The sequence below is a fragment of the Shewanella sp. DAU305 genome (assembly GCF_026802235.1).
Taxonomy (GTDB): Bacteria; Pseudomonadota; Gammaproteobacteria; order Enterobacterales; family Shewanellaceae; genus Shewanella; species Shewanella baltica.
The window spans coordinates 1,073,028-1,091,950 of record NZ_CP113808.1 but is presented as its reverse complement, the minus strand read 5'-3'; the positions used below and the strand labels follow the sequence as shown (position 1 = coordinate 1,091,950).

General features: G+C 47.1%; 13 protein-coding genes. All 13 read right to left on the bottom strand.

The window, feature by feature from the left end; translation table 11 throughout:
- Window positions 1-86: 86 nt before the first annotated feature.
- The 13 genes from tldD to OX890_RS04765 all read right to left on the bottom strand — a co-directional run bounded on the left by tldD (window position 87) and on the right by OX890_RS04765 (window position 18,850).
- The gene (tldD, locus tag OX890_RS04825) at window positions 87-1,535 is read right to left on the bottom strand and encodes a metalloprotease TldD (protein WP_268650171.1); all 1,449 of its coding nucleotides are present in this window, start codon (window positions 1,533-1,535) and stop codon (window positions 87-89) included.
- A gap of 113 nt (window positions 1,536-1,648) precedes the next feature.
- Window positions 1,649-2,479 carry a carbon-nitrogen hydrolase family protein gene (locus tag OX890_RS04820; RefSeq protein ID WP_268650170.1) on the bottom strand — a complete coding sequence of 277 codons (831 nt, stop codon included), beginning with the start codon at window positions 2,477-2,479 and terminating at the stop codon, window positions 1,649-1,651.
- Window positions 2,403-6,659 (bottom strand): YhdP family protein, encoded by a 4,257-nt coding sequence (locus OX890_RS04815; protein ID WP_268650168.1) that lies wholly within the window; start codon window positions 6,657-6,659, stop codon window positions 2,403-2,405. Before OX890_RS04815 ends, OX890_RS04820 begins: the two co-directional genes overlap by 77 nt.
- Complete coding sequence (gene rng / locus OX890_RS04810) at window positions 6,659-8,125, bottom strand: ribonuclease G (RefSeq protein ID WP_006087039.1); 1,467 nt, start codon at window positions 8,123-8,125, stop codon at window positions 6,659-6,661. The genes OX890_RS04815 and rng overlap by 1 nt, the downstream gene beginning before the upstream one ends.
- Before the next feature lie 249 nt (window positions 8,126-8,374).
- Window positions 8,375-8,977 (bottom strand): Maf family protein, encoded by a 603-nt coding sequence (locus OX890_RS04805; RefSeq protein ID WP_115335620.1) that lies wholly within the window; start codon window positions 8,975-8,977, stop codon window positions 8,375-8,377.
- Between the two features lie 2 nt (window positions 8,978-8,979).
- Window positions 8,980-9,468, bottom strand: a complete 489-nt coding sequence (gene mreD, locus OX890_RS04800) for a rod shape-determining protein MreD (protein WP_006083254.1) — start codon at window positions 9,466-9,468, stop codon at window positions 8,980-8,982.
- Window positions 9,465-10,475: a rod shape-determining protein MreC gene (gene mreC / locus OX890_RS04795; RefSeq protein ID WP_268650166.1), complete on the bottom strand. Its 1,011-nt coding sequence runs from the start codon at window positions 10,473-10,475 to the stop codon at window positions 9,465-9,467. The genes mreD and mreC overlap by 4 nt, the downstream gene beginning before the upstream one ends.
- Window positions 10,476-10,519: 44 nt before the next feature.
- Window positions 10,520-11,569: a rod shape-determining protein gene (locus OX890_RS04790; protein WP_006083256.1), complete on the bottom strand. Its 1,050-nt coding sequence runs from the start codon at window positions 11,567-11,569 to the stop codon at window positions 10,520-10,522.
- A 340-nt stretch (window positions 11,570-11,909) separates the two neighbouring features.
- Entirely contained in the window at window positions 11,910-16,517 is a 4,608-nt protein-coding gene (locus OX890_RS04785) for a DUF6701 domain-containing protein (RefSeq protein WP_268650165.1), read from the bottom strand.
- Entirely contained in the window at window positions 16,510-16,986 is a 477-nt protein-coding gene (locus tag OX890_RS04780; RefSeq protein ID WP_268650164.1) for an MSHA biogenesis protein MshP, read from the bottom strand. The genes OX890_RS04785 and OX890_RS04780 overlap by 8 nt, the downstream gene beginning before the upstream one ends.
- Window positions 16,976-17,824 carry a PilW family protein gene (locus OX890_RS04775; protein ID WP_268650163.1) on the bottom strand — a complete coding sequence of 283 codons (849 nt, stop codon included), beginning with the start codon at window positions 17,822-17,824 and terminating at the stop codon, window positions 16,976-16,978. The genes OX890_RS04780 and OX890_RS04775 overlap by 11 nt, the downstream gene beginning before the upstream one ends.
- Window positions 17,824-18,378: a prepilin-type N-terminal cleavage/methylation domain-containing protein gene (locus tag OX890_RS04770; protein ID WP_268650162.1), complete on the bottom strand. Its 555-nt coding sequence runs from the start codon at window positions 18,376-18,378 to the stop codon at window positions 17,824-17,826. Before OX890_RS04770 ends, OX890_RS04775 begins: the two co-directional genes overlap by 1 nt.
- Window positions 18,368-18,850: a type II secretion system protein gene (locus tag OX890_RS04765; RefSeq protein WP_268650592.1), complete on the bottom strand. Its 483-nt coding sequence runs from the start codon at window positions 18,848-18,850 to the stop codon at window positions 18,368-18,370. The genes OX890_RS04770 and OX890_RS04765 overlap by 11 nt, the downstream gene beginning before the upstream one ends.
- Window positions 18,851-18,923 lie beyond the last annotated feature (73 nt).

Below are 18,923 nucleotides of genomic sequence, written 5' to 3'. Positions count from 1 at the left end.
TACCTTTCCGCATGAGCCCGAAGCCGAATCGAGCCTTACCTATTACCACGCTTATCGCCATCGCGCATCTACAAGCTCAACGAATACTAAGCCGTACCACCCACAGTTAAACGATCTAACTTCAAGGTGGGTTGGCCTACGCCTACGGGGACACTTTGACCATCTTTACCGCAAACGCCAACACCTTGATCTAAAGCCATATCGTTACCGACCATAGAGATCTGACTCATGGCCTCAGGGCCGTTACCGATTAAGGTGGCGCCCTTAATGGCTTGTGTGACTTCACCATTTTCAATCAAATAGGCTTCGGATGCGGAGAACACAAACTTACCCGAAGTGATATCCACTTGGCCACCGCCAAAGTTCGGGGCGTAAATGCCCTTCTTCACTGACTTGATGATCTCACTTGGATCCGACTCACCCGCCGTCATATAGGTGTTAGTCATACGTGGCATAGGTAAATGCGCGTAAGATTCGCGACGACCGTTACCCGTTGGCGCAACGCCCATCAAACGAGCATTGAGTTTGTCTTGGATGTAACCCTTTAAAATACCGTCTTCAATCAGTACGGTTCTTTGGGTCGGCACACCTTCATCGTCGATGCTGAGTGAACCGCGACGATTAGGCAAGGTGCCATCATCGACCACAGTCACTAACTTAGAGGCGACTAACTGACCCATCTTACCGCTGAAAGCACTGCTGCCCTTACGGTTAAAGTCGCCCTCTAAACCATGTCCAACCGCTTCGTGGAGCAATACACCCGGCCAGCCATTGCCTAACACCACTGGCATTTCGCCCGCTGGTGCATCGATAGCATTAAGATTGACCTGCGCTTGACGCACAGCTTCGCGGGCAAAGGCGAAGCACATAGGTAAACCAGTGTCATCGCTTGCCATCAACACGCCGTAGTCATGACGACCACCGCCACCGGCACCGCCACGTTCACGTTTACCGTTTTCTTCTAAGATCACGCTACAGTTAAAGCGCACTAAAGGGCGAATATCGGCCGCTAAAGTGCCATCGCTGGCAGCGATCAGGATTTCTTCGTGCACGCCCGCAAGGCTAACAACGACTTGAATAATGCGGCTATCTAAACTGCGAATAAAGGCATCGGCTTCTTTCAGCAGATTGATTTTTTTGACTTCTTCCATCGCCGCAATCGGATCTAAACTGTCGTATAACGCCAAGGCTTTTTGACGTTTAAAGGCTTGAACCTGAGTTTGCTCACCGGCACTGGCAATGCCGCGTGCGGCCTGAGAGGCAGCGCTTAGAGCTGCTGGCGTAATATCATCGGCATAGGCGAAACCGGTTTTTTCACCGCTGATCGCCCGCACGCCCACACCGCGTTCGATATGGAAACTACCGTCTTTAATGATGCCGTCCTCCAGCACCCAAGACTCGTGGCGACTACCTTGAAAATAGAGATCGGAATAATCGATTTTGTGCTGATGTATGGTGTTTAGATAGGTTTGCAACCCCTCTAACGCTAACCCATTCTTCAATAAACTTTGATCTACTTGTGCTAAAAATGGCATCTATGCTCTCTCTGACCCCAAGGGATCTTGATATTCTGAGTGTAAATTCGCTGTACTAATTCTGTACGTAAATCGCTGTCTAATTCGGTATTGCCGCTCGCCAGTGCGAGCGGTTATTTCAAGCTTGGCTCAAGGAAACGATTATGCTGCATCACGGGCATTTTACGGCGAATACTGTGCAGTTCGGTTAAATCGACCTCAGCCTGCACCCAACCCGTACCCGTTTTACGTTCAGCCAAAATATTGCCCCAAGGACCGACTATCATGCTCTGCCCCCAGGTTTCACGACTGCCTTCGTTATGCTGTCCCCACTGAGCGGCAGCGAGAATAACGCATTGGGTTTCAATCGCTCTGGCCTGTAGCAATACTTGCCAATGGGCTTCACCGGTAACTTTAGTGAAGGCCGACGGCAAGGTAATGATCTCGGCACCCGCAAGACGCATCGCCCTAAATAAGTCGGGAAAGCGTAAATCATAACAGATGGCTAGGCCAATTTTGCCAAAAGGTGTATCGATAACGCTAATGTGATCACCGGGGCAGAAGGTTTCGCTCTCACGATATTGTTTTGTACCATCGGCAACATCCACATCAAAAAGATGCAGCTTATCGTAGTGCCCTAAAGTATCACCTTTATCATCAAACAGATAACTGCGGCTATACACGCGGCCATCCTCAGCCAGCGCCGGAATAGTGCCTGCCACCATAAAGACCTGAAATTTGGCTGCCAGTGCACTTAAGGCCGACTTGAGCGGGCTCTGATGAGCATCACCCGCATAGGCGAGTTGCTGACTTTCGTGGCCACCAAACAGTAAACTGCATTCGGGCAACACGACTAAATGGGGCGCATCGGCATCCCGTTTGAGTTCGTTAAGCTGCGATTCGATAAACAGCAGATTGGCGCTGACGTCGCGACTGCTCTGACATTGCAACAGGCTGATGTGCATTCTGATCTCCCTGAATTTGCTTAATCGGTTCTACTGCTGGCTGATTCTCTGGTGTGGCAGGCGTGTTCGGCGCTTCAGGCGAAGGCGTCGCTTGAGGTTGCACTAACTTTAAATCGGGCGCTTTAATTTGATCTGTGGCTGGCTTGGGCTCTTCTGACTTTGATTCTTCAGTTCTGGCCTCTTCAGGCTTAAGGTCTTGTAGCTTGAGCGCTTCTGATTGTGCTTCTTGAAGCTGTGGCTCAGATTTCGTCTCTACCGGCTGAGTGATATCGGTATTATGACTCGCGGCTTCGGTCGGCGCCGCTGGGCGCTCAACTCCAACAACAGGTAAAATGGCCTCAGGAATTTCAATTTCTTTACTCTTACGCTCCAGCTCTTCAACCACAGGTTCAGCCATAGTGCCGGTCACCCGAAAACGAATTTCTGAAATTACTTCAATCACAGGCTCAAGCACTTTTGTCAGCGCAAATGCGCCCAGACCGAGTGTCCACGCACTGGTACTGAGCAATACCACAGTCGGCACACTCGAGGCCAATTGCGGCACAAAGCGGATATCGTAATTCAAACTTTCAGTGGTGAGATCCGTATAGCCACGGACCTTCATATTGCCCGCAATCGCATCCATTTCGGTATCAGTGGTTTTCACCACGCCGTTATCAATTTGCAGATTGCCATTGAAGGAGTTGAAATACATGCCCTGACCGAAGACATCGGTGAAATCCAGCGACAGTTTGCGTACTAGAGAATCTAAGCTGAACAGGGAGAAAATGCGCGCGCCCTTATCACTCACCTGAGATAAATGCCCTTTGCCTAAGTCGAACTTCACCTTGCCATTTAAGGTTTCGAGGGAGAAAGCATAAGGCGCACCTTGCCAAGACAAATCCGCGTTAACCTTTAATGGCGCTTCATTGACGCCGGGATCTATGCCCAATTGGGCCGAGAGGTAATTAAACTGAGTGGCGTTCAATTCGACACTCAAATCAGTTTCATTCTGCCCTGCCTGTTGCTGCCAAATACCGCTGCCCTGCAAGGTCACATTAGGCGTAGTTAGCGACAGGGTTTGGATTTTATAGCCTGCCGCTTGTGGGCCCGCCTGCAAGACTAGCTTGCCAAAAGGCTTATCGAAGAAACGAAAATCTTCCACATTCACGGCCACGGGCGGCAGGTTAGTGAGCACTTGATCGCTGGCAAAATCAGCATCGGTATCCGACTTAACCTCGGGTGAAAAATAGAATTTGCTCGCCACAACTTTGAGGCCTTGGGTTCGCCAGTTGGGATAGAAATCGACCCAGCCGTCAAATTCGTTGGCAACGGTATTAAAACGCCAGCCCGTTTCATTGGGTTTCGCATTGAGCCTAAGCTCGGTCAGCTGTTGCCCTAAAAGGTCGAGGCGGCCAATATGGGAATCGATACTCGCCACGGCAGGGAATAAACTGTCATGGGCAATATCGTCGACAAGGATGCCAGTTTTAGGTAATTTGTCTTGGCCAACAAAGGCATTAATCACAGGTAACCAGTCGGCTAGTTTCGCCTTGCCAAGGTCAATTTGAATATGACCTTTTTCAGTATTTCGGGCTTCATCCTCATCGAATAAACGCCCCAATAACAAATCAAAATAACTAAAATTAGCGCCTTTTTCGGCATCGAAACCACCGATAAACTCGGCATGACTCGCTAGCTTTACATCTAAGGTCGCATCATTTTGATCGCCAATAAACTCAGCGACTAAAGGCCGCGGCTCATCTTCGGGTTTGGCAAAATATCCCGGGAATGACAGTTGAGTGCCAATCATATCCGAAGTTACTTTGGCTTGAATTTGATAACCTTTTTCAGTAAACAGCATAGTCATAGCGCCGTCCCAACTGATTTTACCCTGATAAAAATCACTCAAAGGATTATGCAATTCTTCGGGGAGACGATTCAGATCCCAACGACTTTTGAGTAAAAGATTAAGGCCAAAATCTTTGCCTTTAGGCTGAGTATCAAAGGTTAAGTTGAGCGGCTGTTCGAACAAACGCGCTTTAATACCTTTACCTGTCACCACCTCATTCGCAAAGTCGACGATACCCGTTACGCCATTAAGCTGCAGTCCGGGCTGAGCAATATACACGGGTGTGTTATCAAAACTAATTTGACCACGAATATCTTCTGCGCCTCCGTCATACAGCGGAATACTGATATCCAAATTACCAGTCACAGCGCCTTGTACTTGCACGACATCTAAGGTTTTACCCACTGAACCCGCCAAAGGCGAGGCTTGCAACACCTTAGTCGCCGCGCTGCCTTGGGTGGCAAGTTCAGCTTCAATCCTTAGCAGCGTGTGTTCGCCAATCGCGGGAATAAATACATGGGCACCCGTGGCATCCACGTTCATCAGCTTGCCTTGGTTGAGCCAAAGATCCATACGAGCATTTTCAAACAAAGCATTAAGGGATAAGTCTGTGACAGCAGGCCAATCGGGTTGAAACTGGAATTGGGCATCCGTTAAAGTAAATGCCGCTTGAAACACGCCGCTATTGTCATCGAAGGGGAACCCGTTTAACGGACCACGCCAAACGACCTGTGCATCTTGGGTCTGACCCGCTTTAAGTCCTGTATCCAAATATTCAGCCAGCGATTCGCCCATCGCCTTATTGGGGAAATACTTGTCGGCATTGGCGACATTATTGATATGAACATTAGCAGCCAGCGCCATATGCGCCGCAGCACTGAAATCCAATTTAAGCGCTGCATCTAAGCCTATATCATCGTTCTCAAGCTGCAACTGAGGCACATTTAAACTCAACTCTGCAGTATTGAACTGACCATCAATTGCCGCACCGTTAAAGACGAGTGGCGCCGAAAATTCATCCCCAAAATCCACGGTATAAACTTGTGCAGGCAAAGAGAAATACAGCGTCTTGTCTTGCCAATGTAAGTTCAGATCCAAAGGATGAGTATTGGGGATACCGTCGACCTTCTGCCAATGTAACTGTTTCACCTCAGAAGTAGCGAGCAAAGGCTGATCGGCCTTTTGATACAGTCGAATGGGCCCAATACTGGCTTCAGGCGATAAAGCATGCCATTGATGTAATATGGCTTTATCGACTCCGGGGAATAGCGGTAACAGGGGTAACAGATTTTGAGTGTTAACTTGATTCACATAGGCAAAGAATTCGTCATGTTGACGCTTAGCCGCCAGCGTTAACTGCGGCCAATGCTCACCGTTAGTGACAAAGTCGAGCCCTGAGCTCTGTACTTCCCAGCCAGAGTCCTTTGGCTGCCAAACGATATCACCCGCTTGGATTTCAAATCGTTGTGGCACTTCCTTTAAGGTCCATTGCAACCAGCTCGGCTCAAAATGCACCATGGCAGAACTGATGCTGCGATCGGCAAACGTAAGCCAAGCCTTAAGATTAACGACCCCTTCTAAGGGTAATTTTTTGCTCGCATCATAGGGATTAGGCTGACGCGATGCCCACTCACCTAAGTCTAATGAGTTAGCCGCCAGATAAATCTGCCCCGTTAAGCTGTCGGGATTCGCGCCATCGCCATTGAGATCTAACTGCAATCCCAGAGATTCATGCTCAGAGGCATTATCATCAAGATACAGTTCCCCTGCACCGCGGTGACGCTCGCCGTTATTGCGCCAATTTAGCTGGCGAATATGGATCGGGCGAAACTCTTGGCGCAAGCTGAGCAGCTGCACTGTGGCATGAGTTAACGAAAATCTGTCGAGTTGCTTGAGCAATAATGCATAGAGCCAATCAACTTGCGGCGCTTTATTGGTTGCGGCGGGATTATTTTCGGTCAGCTTGTCCATATTTAACGCGATATGGACACCATCAAAATTGACATCTTCGATACGCGGCGTGAAGGTCAGCAGCGATTGCCAAAAATCTAACTTCACTTGTACATTCTTGATAATCAGGGTAACAGGCAGCTGCTCCTGCGGCGGGATAACTAGATTATCTATGTTAATTGCCGGACCAAACGCTTGCCAGTGGGCGGATAATTCCCCCACTTGCACATCAACCTTATATTCGCTTTTTACGTAATCAACCAGTTGCTGGCGCACCCCATCAACCTGTGGCAATAAGCCACGGATCAAACTCACTGCAAGCGCAAATAGCACTAAGATTAGCGCGATAAATTGCCAACAAAAACGACTTAGTTTTTTTGCAGTAAAAGGTGCCGCCACTACATCATCACCACATCGTATTTGTGCTGTGAGTACATAGGCTCATTTTGCAAACGGATACGCTTACCTATGTAAACCTCAAGTTCAGCAATCAGATGATTTTCATCGGTATGCAGGCTTTGATACACGGCTGGCGAACAGTACAACAGGAATTCATCGGCATCATAGGCGCGGTTTAATCGAATGATTTCGCGAAACACTTCATAGGAAACGGTCTCAACCGTCTTCATGCTGCCCGTGCCATGGCAGGCGGGGCATTCGCCGCAAACCACATGCTCTAGACTTTCGCGGGTTCGCTTACGGGTCATTTCAACTAAACCTAAGCCAGAGAATCCACTTACATTGGTTTTCACTCTGTCTTTAGACAAAGCGCTGGTTAAGCTGCTAAGAACACGAGCCTTATGATCCGCCGTCATCATGTCGATAAAATCGATAATTATGATACCGCCGAGATTACGCAGACGTAACTGCCTCGCTATGGCTTGGGTCGCTTCGAGATTGGTATTAAAAATGGTTTCTTCAAGATTTCTGTGCCCAACAAAGGCGCCGGTATTGATATCCACAGTCGTCATGGCTTCGGTCTGATCGATAATCAAATAGCCGCCAGACTTGAGCTCAACCTTACGACCAAGCGCGCGTTGAATTTCGTTCTCCACATCGTAGAGATCGAAAATTGGCGCAGGCCCTGAATAATGCTCAATCTTCTCAGCAATTTCAGGCATAAACTCTTGTGCAAAGGACTGCAACTCGGCAAAGGTACGGCGAGAATCGACCTGAATACGATCAAGCTCAGTGCCGACAAAGTCACGCACAATCCGCACAGGTAAGGCTAAATCTTGATATAACAAAGACACGCCGCTGCGCTTACGTCGCTCACTGACCTTTGACCAGACACGCCTTAAAAACGCCGCATCTTGGGATAATTCGTCTTCACCCACGCCTTCGGCGGCGGTGCGGATAATAAAACCACCGTCATCATCGACATAGGGCAGAGTGATTTGCTTAAGGCGACTGCGTTCTTCTTCAAGCTCGATACGCTGGGAAACGCCAACGTGGCTAGAGCCAGGCATAAAGACTAAATAGCGGGAAGGCAGCGTGATATCGGTTGTCAGACGTGCGCCCTTAGTGCCCAGCGGATCTTTAACCACTTGCACCATAATATCTTGTCCTTGACGGACTAATTCGGCGATATCACGGACAACAAAATGACCTTTCTCAACATCGGCAACGCATTCAGTGTGCGGCACTATGTCGGAAGCATGTAGAAAAGCGGCTTTATCTAAGCCAATATCGACAAAGGCGGCTTGCATACCGGGCAACACACGGCTGATTTTACCTTTGTAAATATTGCCAACTAAACCCCGTTTCATGCGGCGTTCAATGTGTACTTCTTGCAGCACGCCATGCTCAACTAAAGCAACGCGCGCCTCAGAGGGGGTTACGTTGATCAGTAATTCTGAACCCATCTTGCGCTGTATTTTATTTGGATTTAAGCGACTGGTATTCACGACTCACCCCATTCGGGAAACTAGATTAATTAATCGAAGTTACAAACTAGAATTTACAAACTAGAAGTTACCAACTATCTAAGCATGAAAACCGAATAAAGGAGCAAGGCTAAGGGTAACTTCATGGGGATTCTCGATTAAGAGCCTAAAACTCCCGCAAGGTTCATTCTAACCTTATGCCTAAGCCGCAATACAAGTAACAAGCCGTTAAATCAGCCCAACCTCGGCTAACAACTCACGTGTTTCAACCAAAGGTAAACCCACTACGCCAGAATAACTGCCTTCAATCGCAGCCACAAAGCAACCGCCAAGCCCTTGGATACCGTAACTGCCGGCTTTATCCATTGGCTCTTGTGAAGCGACATAAGCGTCAATATCGGCGGCCGATAAAGCGCAAAAACGCACTTGTGTTTCGACTAAGCGCACTGAGGTTTTGAAGCTTAAATCTGCATCCGCTTGGTAAGTCAGCGCCACAGCGGTCATTACTGTATGTGTTCTGCCAGATAATTCACTGAGCGTTCGCTTAGCATCGGCCACATCCAGTGGTTTGCCTAATATTTGGTTTTCAAGCACAACGATAGTATCAGAACCTAATACAGCAGGCTGTGACATATCTGCGCATAATGCCAGTCCAGCATGGGCTTTTTCGGCGGCTAAACGGCGTACATAATCCCTTGGCGCTTCACCTTGCTGCACGGTTTCATCGATATCCGGCGCCACTTGCGTGAAACAAAACTCAGGACGACCGAGTCCGATGTGTGCCAATAATTCTTTGCGACGTGGCGAAGTTGAAGCTAAAACTAAATCCACAGTTAGCGAACCTTATAATGACGTCGAACCCGACGTAGAATCCAAAATATCCAAGGCCAGATCACTAATCCTGAAATCGCAGGTAAGAATAGATCCGTATCGAACACCGCCTCTTGCATGACAAACTCGACCCAGTAAATCACTAAGTGATACATACAAATGAGCAGCATGATCACCAACGACTGTTGCCACTTAGGGAAATTTCGCAATCGCTGGCAATGCAAGATGGCGACATAAATCACCAAAGACATCGCTAAAGAGCGCACACCTAAGGTGGCACCCAATAAAATATCTAGCACTAGGCCTAAGACCCAAGCAGTTAAAATGTTGTATCTATGGGGTAATGCGATAGACCAGTAGAGCACAATCATTAACAACCAGTCGGGACGCCAAGCATCGACCACACTCGGCAAAGGCATGATCTGGCTGATCACGCCGATAAATAATGTCACCCAAACAATGAAGCGCCCATTGGCGGCTTGAAAACTCATTGGTGCACCTCAGTCGCTGGAGGAGTGGTTTCCGTTGCCGGTTTGGCCACAGTGGCTGCGGGTGCAGTCACAGGCTTAGTCGCGTCTGCAGATGTGCTTTCCGCTGGACTCGCACTGCCTATTTTTGATGAATTTTCGATAAGCGAATGATCCGCAGCGGGGACTGTAGGCTGATTAGGCAAGGTCACACCCGAATCGGGAGACGGCCAAATCAACAACACATAGCGAATACGATCTAAAGCCGCTAACGGTTGGGCCGTGACTCGAGCGTAACTTTGGCCATCTTCAGTTAAGACTTCCAAAACCCGTGCGACGGGATAACCTTCGGGAAAACGATTGCCTAAGCCTGAAGTCACCAGTAAATCGCCGACACGAATGTCAGTACTCTTGGCCACATGGCGCAGTTCTATCTCATCAAGCTCACCCGTACCATTGGCGACAAGGCGCACATCATTACGGGTAATACGCACAGGCAAACCGTGTGATACGTCGGAGAGCAATAATACCCGGCTGGTCATTTCACTGACCTGCACCACTTGGCCGACAACACCTTGTGCATCCACCACTGGCTGACCGACAAATACACCGCTACGGGAACCGTGATTCAGCACCACGTAATGATGGAAAGGATCGCTGGCGACCTCTAGCACTTCGGCCACCATCTTGCGCGAATCCAGATAGGCAGGTGAGCCTAACAGTGCACGCAAACGCTCATTTTCTTGGCGTAAGTGTTCGAAACGCTGTAAGCGTTCACTCATCAGCAGTTGTTGCCGCAGCAGCTCTTTATTTTGCAACGCCAGCATATTGCGGGTGGCAAAACTTTCAGATGACCAGTCAAGCGCCGCACCGGGCACGCTGGCTAAATACTGTAATGGACTAAAGACAGAGGATAGGTTTTGCCGCACAGGATCGAGGCGATGATTAGCAACAAGCAAGGCCACCGACAAAATAATTGCCAGTGTCAGACGGAATTGGTTTGAAATACCACGAACAAAAATTGGCTTCATATGAAAGCTAAGGCGGTGATTAACCGCCCTATACCGAAGTTAAATTAGGTTTCTTCGGAGAACAGATCGCCGCCGTGCATATCAATCATTTCGAGGGCTTTACCACCGCCGCGCGCTACGCAGGTCAATGGATCGTCCGCCACCATTACTGGAATGCCGGTTTCTTGCATTAATAAACGGTCTAAATCACGCAATAACGCACCACCGCCCGTTAACACCATACCGCGCTCAGAAATATCTGAAGCTAATTCTGGTGGAGATTGTTCTAACGCCACCATCACAGCACTTACGATGCCAGATAATGGCTCTTGTAAGGCTTCTAAAATTTCGTTGCTGTTCAGTGTAAAGCTACGAGGTACACCTTCAGCCAAGTTACGGCCGCGGACTTCGATCTCTAGCACTTCATCGCCAGGATAAGCAGTACCGATAGTGTGCTTGATACGCTCAGCCGTGGCTTCACCAATTAAGCTACCGTAGTTACGGCGAACATAGTTGATGATCGCATCATCAAACTTGTCACCACCGATACGGACGGAAGACGAATACACTACGCCATTCAGCGAAATAATCGCGACTTCAGTGGTACCACCACCGATGTCCACTACCATAGAACCCGTCGCTTCAGATACAGGTAAACCCGCACCAATCGCAGCAGCCATAGGTTCTTCAATCAAATACACTTCGCGAGCACCAGCGCCCATGGCTGATTCACGGATCGCACGGCGTTCAACTTGAGTGGCGCCAACTGGCACACACACTAGAACCCGTGGACTTGGACGAAAAAAGCTATTGTTGTGCACTTGTTTGATAAAGTGCTGCAGCATTTTCTCTGTCACATAAAAGTCAGCAATTACACCGTCCTTCATTGGGCGGATAGCTTGGATATTGCCAGGCGTTCTGCCGAGCATTTGTTTAGCTTCTGTGCCGACCGCGGCAACAGATTTCTGACCGGAGCCACCACGCTCACCACGTATAGCAACAACAGAAGGCTCATTGAGCACTATGCCTTCGCCACGAACATAAATTAATGTGTTAGCTGTACCCAAATCGATCGATAGATCATTAGAAAAAATGCCGCGTAGCTTCTTAAACATGTAACTAGCCTGTATTCTGTGGAGTCAGAAGAAAAGAAAAATCAGCTAACTTTATCAATGCCACCCTGATTCCACAAGACCGAGGAGGTTAACAATCGCTAATGAAGTGATTTTTTTTCAAATCGTCCTCTAAAAAACAGTATTTAAGCGGAAAATACTGTTTATTGACGAAAATATCGACAACTAAAAACGAAGAAACATACAAACTAACAACAAATGTCAAACTCAGAAATTGCATTTAAAATCTGTCGCTAGGGTTTCAATCGACCTTCAATAAATGAAACTGATGCGCATTTCATACGAAAGGCTCAGCTCAATTCAATAGCTGAGATAACTCAGATTAGTTTACCTCACGCCAATAGATAATTTTGTCATGCCCTCGGTAGCGACCAAAATACGCACTTGCCCGCGGATCAGTAAGATCTGTTGGTGATACACCATTCCAATTCCAGTACCATTCTAGCCATGGCGGCACATCCAAGGGCGCAGTCACTTGACCGCGGTATGGCGCGCCACTTGAGGTGACCGCTTGCCAGAGCAACTCAAATTGGCCAGCTTGGAATGTTGCAGTCCCGCCAGAACGCACAACACTTTGTCCCGCCACTAAGTCGGGCTCAAAATTGTAGCCAAGGCCGGAATTATCAACCTGCGAAGCCAAACCATATACTGCGGTGGTGCAGCTATCATTGGTATTCAATACCCAACTGCTACCATTCCAATATTCGGCCCGAGTCGGCATACCCAGTATTTCAGTTTCAGGACCATAGGTGTTATCCATCACCACACGGCCATGACGATATTTCTGTTGGTTAGCGGATAATACAACTGCATCACAATTGCTACCGACACTGCAGTCGCCAAGGGTGGCAGCATTCATATTGGGTGTTGCTACTGAACTCACATTACCGTCATTATCAAATACTTTAATCCCCAACAGCATTTGTTCATAGGGACCATCAACTTCACCACCTACTAAAGCAGGGAGGCGCGAGAAATGAGGTTGATAATCTATGTTAGCCTCACCTATCGCCCAAGAACTCGATTGCAAAGGTACAACCACGTCATTTAATCGTGCCTGCATATCATTACCATCATCATTATTTTCCCCCACCAGCAATCCCGATGCCTTAGCAAAACTGCCACGATAGTTTTCTGTCACAACGCCAGCGATATTTAGCGCTTTAAGATTAAATGCCACAGCAAAATTTTGATCCATATAACTAAAGCTATTGCTACATGCAGGCATTACGCTCGATGCGTTCACCCCAAAGCGGTCAGGAACAAATCGGCCTATGTTGGTACTCTTTGCCAGTGGTATTGAGTAAAAACTTGATCCCAAGTAACTCGCGGGCGGCGCAGCACTAAAGGTAAATACCCCCACCTCACTGATACTTTGAACGACTGTATTGAGATTATTTGTCGCGGCCACTTGATCGTAACTGGTAATACCTACTTCGCCCTGAGCACCGGGACTTGGCGCCACCAGTTGCCTCGACAACGCAATACCGGATTGAACGTAATTGGGCGTGCTTGGGTTATCGCAATAATTACTGTCGTTATCAATAACCCAGGCTTTTGCAGCAATCTGCAAATTAAAACTCTCACTGGCTTTTTTATATACAGCGCAACTAACGTCTCCCGCTGGGCACAAAGCACCGCTGTCTTTGGGCGTGATACACAGGCCAACAGGAAAACTGACGAAATGATCGCTGCCTATCATCACCAGCCCTTCATCGGGAGTGCCAGCAACACCGGTATATTTGGCGTTTAGCTCAACTTTACCAGCATCGCTATAATTAACCGCTATCGTTGCTTTACCGCTGGCATCAAAGGTTAAATTCTGGGAAGAAGGTGACGCACTCGAACCACTGATAGAAGTTGAGTTAACGCTAACGGCTGTAGGGGTAAACATAGATGTAGCGACAGGCGAAATATATTGACTCCATAAGTCGACCCTTTTAGTTTGACCAGCGAACGTCGGCACACACTCTAAGTTGTCATTTGACTTTCTGACCGCAGATATAGTCGCATTTTGCGCTTTATTGGCCAGTTTATCCGGCATATCAATTAAAAAGCCGCTATCGGCAAATGACAGAGTACAAGCCGCGGTTGATAACGCGCCAGCGCCACTGCGGCACAAGGTATTACTACCGGGGACGGTGGCAGGATTTGAACTCGATACTCCGATTGTTACTGGGGTGGTAACATTATGGCGTAAATCAACAGAGGCGATTCCGTTGATGAAACTGACATTACTGACACTGCTACCACTTTGGTACCAACCGCCATTAGTAGCAGGACTCAATGACAATTGCGCACTAACTGGGTCAGTAAACGTGGTACAAGGAGTGTTTCCATCAGCACACGCTTTGATCTGCATCGGCTCTGCTTTACATGTGAGCGGCGATGACGAATAAGCAAATTCAAAATGATGTACTTGTAAGCCAATAGGTTTGGATTTTATTGCACAAACTTTAAAATTATCGATTTCGTGGTTGTTATTGGCGCCGCCGGTAGAACCAGTAAAAGACAGATAAAAATCAGCAGGAACAGAATCTTGACCTGATATAGCTCTAGCATTAAATCGAGGGACAAGTACCTGATATCCATTACCATCACGCACATCTCTGTCTAACGATACCCAAGCTTGACCCGTGCTGGTTGAATCAACTTTAATCCGATACTTATGATTTGGTGCCGCGGTTGTCGTACTACGAACATCAATTCTAGGATTCAAATTCGCGGCGGTACCAGCCAAATATTTATAATTTGCCGACACAGAACCACGCAATGTTACCGATTGTGATCTAAATCCAGGGCCACCGTTCTTCCCCTCATTCGGATTGGAAAAATTACCATACTCATCTAAACCAACGCCAATCCAACCTCCCGCAAAGCCCGGCGTACCATCATCACGTTGTGCATATCCGAGTGAACCACCAAAGCTGCCAGGTTGCGGTGTAACAGAAGCATCCGATAAAATAACCGCAACCCCATCACCTCCCGTTCCAGATGTAGGTGACCAAGCATAATAATCAAACTCTATCGTGACTAGATTGCCTTCAGCAGGAAATAACCGCTGGTAAGTACTTGCAGTGGCCTGATTACCCAATGCTGGCGTGATTCTTAATCGCCCCCCGTTGATAGCCGGCGGAGTAGAAGAACCCAGCACTTTCGTTGCCCAATCGTTACCTAAGCTGCTGCGGGAAAAGTCATCAGTAAAACACTCTTCAACTGGCGCGACTTTCTCAAGCGCTACAAAGCCATAGTCTTCCGAAATATGCGTCCGATCAGTATCTTGAAAGGTATCTTCGTCATTGACGACACTTACCTGTGTCGATGTCAGCGTACAACGCCTTAACCAACCACCATCACTACCATTACGAGATGACTTTCCCGCCACAAAGGTGGGAGCATTTTCAAACCCAGTTAACGCCGTGGTATAAGCACATTGCTGTGTTAATGAACTTCCCGATTGATGGGTGATGGTGTTAGCGAATTGATAGCGAACATTTTCTCCACCGAGAGCCATAGTGCCAACACCAGGTTCGATGGCAAGATAAGCAATCGTCTCATCATTAAGTGAATTAACACCTCCGGGCTGACAACGCCGATTATTAGAATACACTTCAGAAGTATCTAAATTTAATTGCATGCCGCCGTTATAGGGCTGTGAGATACTGGTTAGCCAACAATTATTATTGCGTGTTTGCAACTGGTTGAGTCTTACAGTTAATCCACTGGCAAGAGGTTGATTCACCCAAGCAGACGAAGACATATTCAAAGCGCTATTGGTAGTGACAGTTCCTGCAGTAAAACGTTTACCGTTAGATAAAGTGTAGCTACCAGGTGTTACCGCAATCCAATGCACTTCAGGCATGGGCGAAGATTGAACGTAACGATTGTTTGGGCTCGAAGGCTCCGCCTGGTACCAAGTAAAGCCTGTATTGCTCACATTCGACAAGAAAACGGAGGCTGGTCCATCTGCATTAGTGGATGAACTAGAAATAGTAGGCATCAAGAATACGAGGGGAGTCACTCCTGCAGAAAATGCCTCATCAAAAACTACTGAAGTAGATGTCGCTTTACCAAAACTCAATTGTAAGTTTGAACCACCAATAATTTTTGAATCATCATTAACCGTTAATTTACGGGAAGTTATACGCCCCCAAATGGTATTAGTGCCATTAATAGTAACTTCCGCATCACTGTAGATATAGGCATTAATATCAATATTAGATGTGTTTAGAGCGATATTACTGTATCCCAAAAACAGTAACTCACCTGCTCCAGATGCATTAAACTTTAGGGCGCCTGAAATGTTAATGGTATTTTTAACAAAAAATCGAACATCGCCAGCGATATTAATATTGGGTGAACCACCAGTAACAGTAAAATTCTCTACCCAATAATCTCCTGCAGATAAATTAAGCACAGTCGATTTATCGAGAATTAGGTTTTTAATTTTATAATTAGAGTGATTAGAAGAAAACGTTAGCTGACAGCCATTTTTATCTAAGATAATTGAACCAAATTCCGTTGTACTATCAGCCCCAAAGGTTGTACTGGGTTGACATTGACCATAACCAATCTCAACAGAACCATTGCTAGTTTGAAACTGATTTGCGGGAGAGCTCAAATTAAGGCCAGCGATATCGGAACCCGTAATATCGCAATATCGCACGCCTCCGACACCATCATCACAGACATTATTCTGCATACTATTACCTGCTTTATTGCTGCTGCAATAAGCGAGATTTTGCCCACCAGTTCCATCAATAAAACCGCGATAGATAGTTAAGTTTGAAGAAGGAATTGCACAACCGCTTGCGGTACCGTGATGCCCTTGAACAACAGCAGGAAAATACTTACCATAGTCAACATTCTCAAAAGCTTGAATTGAGAAGCTAAATAGTAGAATAAATAATAGTGTTGCAAATCTAATCACGAGCTTCTACCTCAACTTTTCGGCTGACGCGAGTCTCACCGCTTTCGCATACCGCTTTACTGCTGATTCGATATTGAGTGACTGTGTCTACCGCATATGCTGTACAAGTCAACGTCACACTACAGGCATGAAAACCAGTTACATCGGGCGGCGTCCAAACATCTGATGCTAAACACGTTCCGACGTTACCATTCAATGGAAACAACTTCGCCAGCGCCGCATCGGCGCCACTGTTCGCCGCTGCAAAGGCACGGGTTCCCCATACTTCTTGGGTGAGCCCAACATCACCGTCTTCCACAATATTGATCAGTGCCGATGCCAGCAGAAACATCACGGTAATCACAAACACACCAATGATTAACGCACTACCACGCTGGCGCTCAGGCAGAGCGTAAGATTTTGATCTTGATAGTGATGATCTGGATGCTGAATTACGCCCTATCGAGCGACGCTGTGAATTAAGGAACATTGATCACCTGCACTTGATGTCGATATTGGAACGTCTCACCATTGACATTAAATCTTGGCTGCAAGTGCACCATGGCATTATTGACTAAACTCGATGGCGTTAAGATCAACGGCAAGTCATTACTATTATCGAGACGATTCGCCACACTTTGCGCCATTAGCACGCCCGTACCCATAGTGGCTGGATTTGGTTGAACGGTATTAAAGTTATAACCAGCATAACGCACTATTTGTAAATCATTACCGCTTGCACCCTTTTCAAAGCAATAGCTCACAGGACTTAAACCAAAATAGATCCTTTGTCGTGGTGATGCTTCGGCAAAACGTGTTGGCGCAGTAAAAGTCAGTGTCACTTGATTACCCGAGATAGCAATCGTTTTAACCTGTGCCCGTTTTTGTCTCGCGCTGCTATACACATCGGCATCAATCAAGGGATAGATCCAAGCGAATTGATTCACGCGAATCGCACTCGAGGTATTATCTAGAATAACTATCCCAGTACTCGCGGCAGCTGCGGGGATGATTGGCATAGTGAGATAAGTCGTGCTGGTCTCGATAGGCACAAATTCAATACATTGATAGGTCAGCGAATCGGTATTAACTCGCAGGCTATTGGGCAAAGCACTACGCAGCTCACGGGTCATTCGCTCAACGGCAAAACGGCTCTGACTGAGTACCTGATCGACCGAGCTCGACTCCACAAAAATCCGCGTACCAAAAATAATAAAACTACTCACCCCGACCACAAGAATCCCCAGAATCAAGATAACTGTGACCATCTCGACTAAGGTAAAACCCCGTTTGGATGTTTGCATACGCTTGGCTGAAAAAGAGCTCATTAGTAATTGCTCCTCACCAGATTGTAAGTAATTACTTCATTGTCCGGCGTAGTCACATTAATGGTGACTAGCTTAGTATTGGGCGCAGGCCCATAGGCGACAGTGACACTTAAACGATAGTTAGGATAAGCAGCGGCATAGGTTTGGGTTGAGTTGAGCATAGTCGCTGTTTCATTTAAGCCGTTGTAATCGTCCACATCGTTAAAGTCGTTACGGCTCTCACCCACCTCAGGGCCTAAGGAAATGGAACAATTGCTTCCTAGCGGACTACCACAGGCCGGCGTTCCACCATTGGCATCAGTGTTTTGATCATAACGCTTGCCCCATATTTCATTCATCACCGAATGGGCAAGCTCAGCACTGCGTACTCTATGTAAGGTACTGGCCGCACGATCTGCTTGGGGAAATAACATGCTGGTTAGCATCACTATCGCAATGCCAATCACTAACATACCAATGACTAATTCGATAAGGGTAAAACCCTGCTGTGGTTTGGCTTTTTGGGATGCTTTTATTGATTTTTTTATAGAAAACAGTAGAGGATTAATTCGCATAAATATAACCCTCGCTGGAGACGTTAATCATCACAGTGTCATTAGCAATCACATTAATGCATTGCCCATTACAAGCCAACGAAGTGCTACCATCGATATCGAAATCTAGGCTGAAGTTGCTACTGTTAGTACTGTTAGGGCTTACTAGCACTAATTGAGCACCACCTTGAAAAGCTTGGCTATAAAGCGGGTTTGGCGATAATTCAGTACCAGAACAAGCAGCCCCATTTCGGGCAGAGAATTGACTCACTTGATAACCAGTGCCAGAAACAGTTACACGAAAACACCTGTCAGTATTATTGAGCGCTTTTTGCTGTACTTGACGCAGCTCGCTAATGAACTCGTTACGTAGGCTATAAGCACTGTAGGAAGACTGGGTAAACAGGCGAGGCAGTACAACTACAGCAAGAATTGAAATCAAGATGATGGTCGTCACTAATTCGACTAAGGTAAATCCGGCCTGTTTTGACATAGAAAAGTAAGCATCGCTCGGGTTAATTGCTGATTTCAAGTGCTAGGTTCAGTTTCTGCCAACAATATGATTA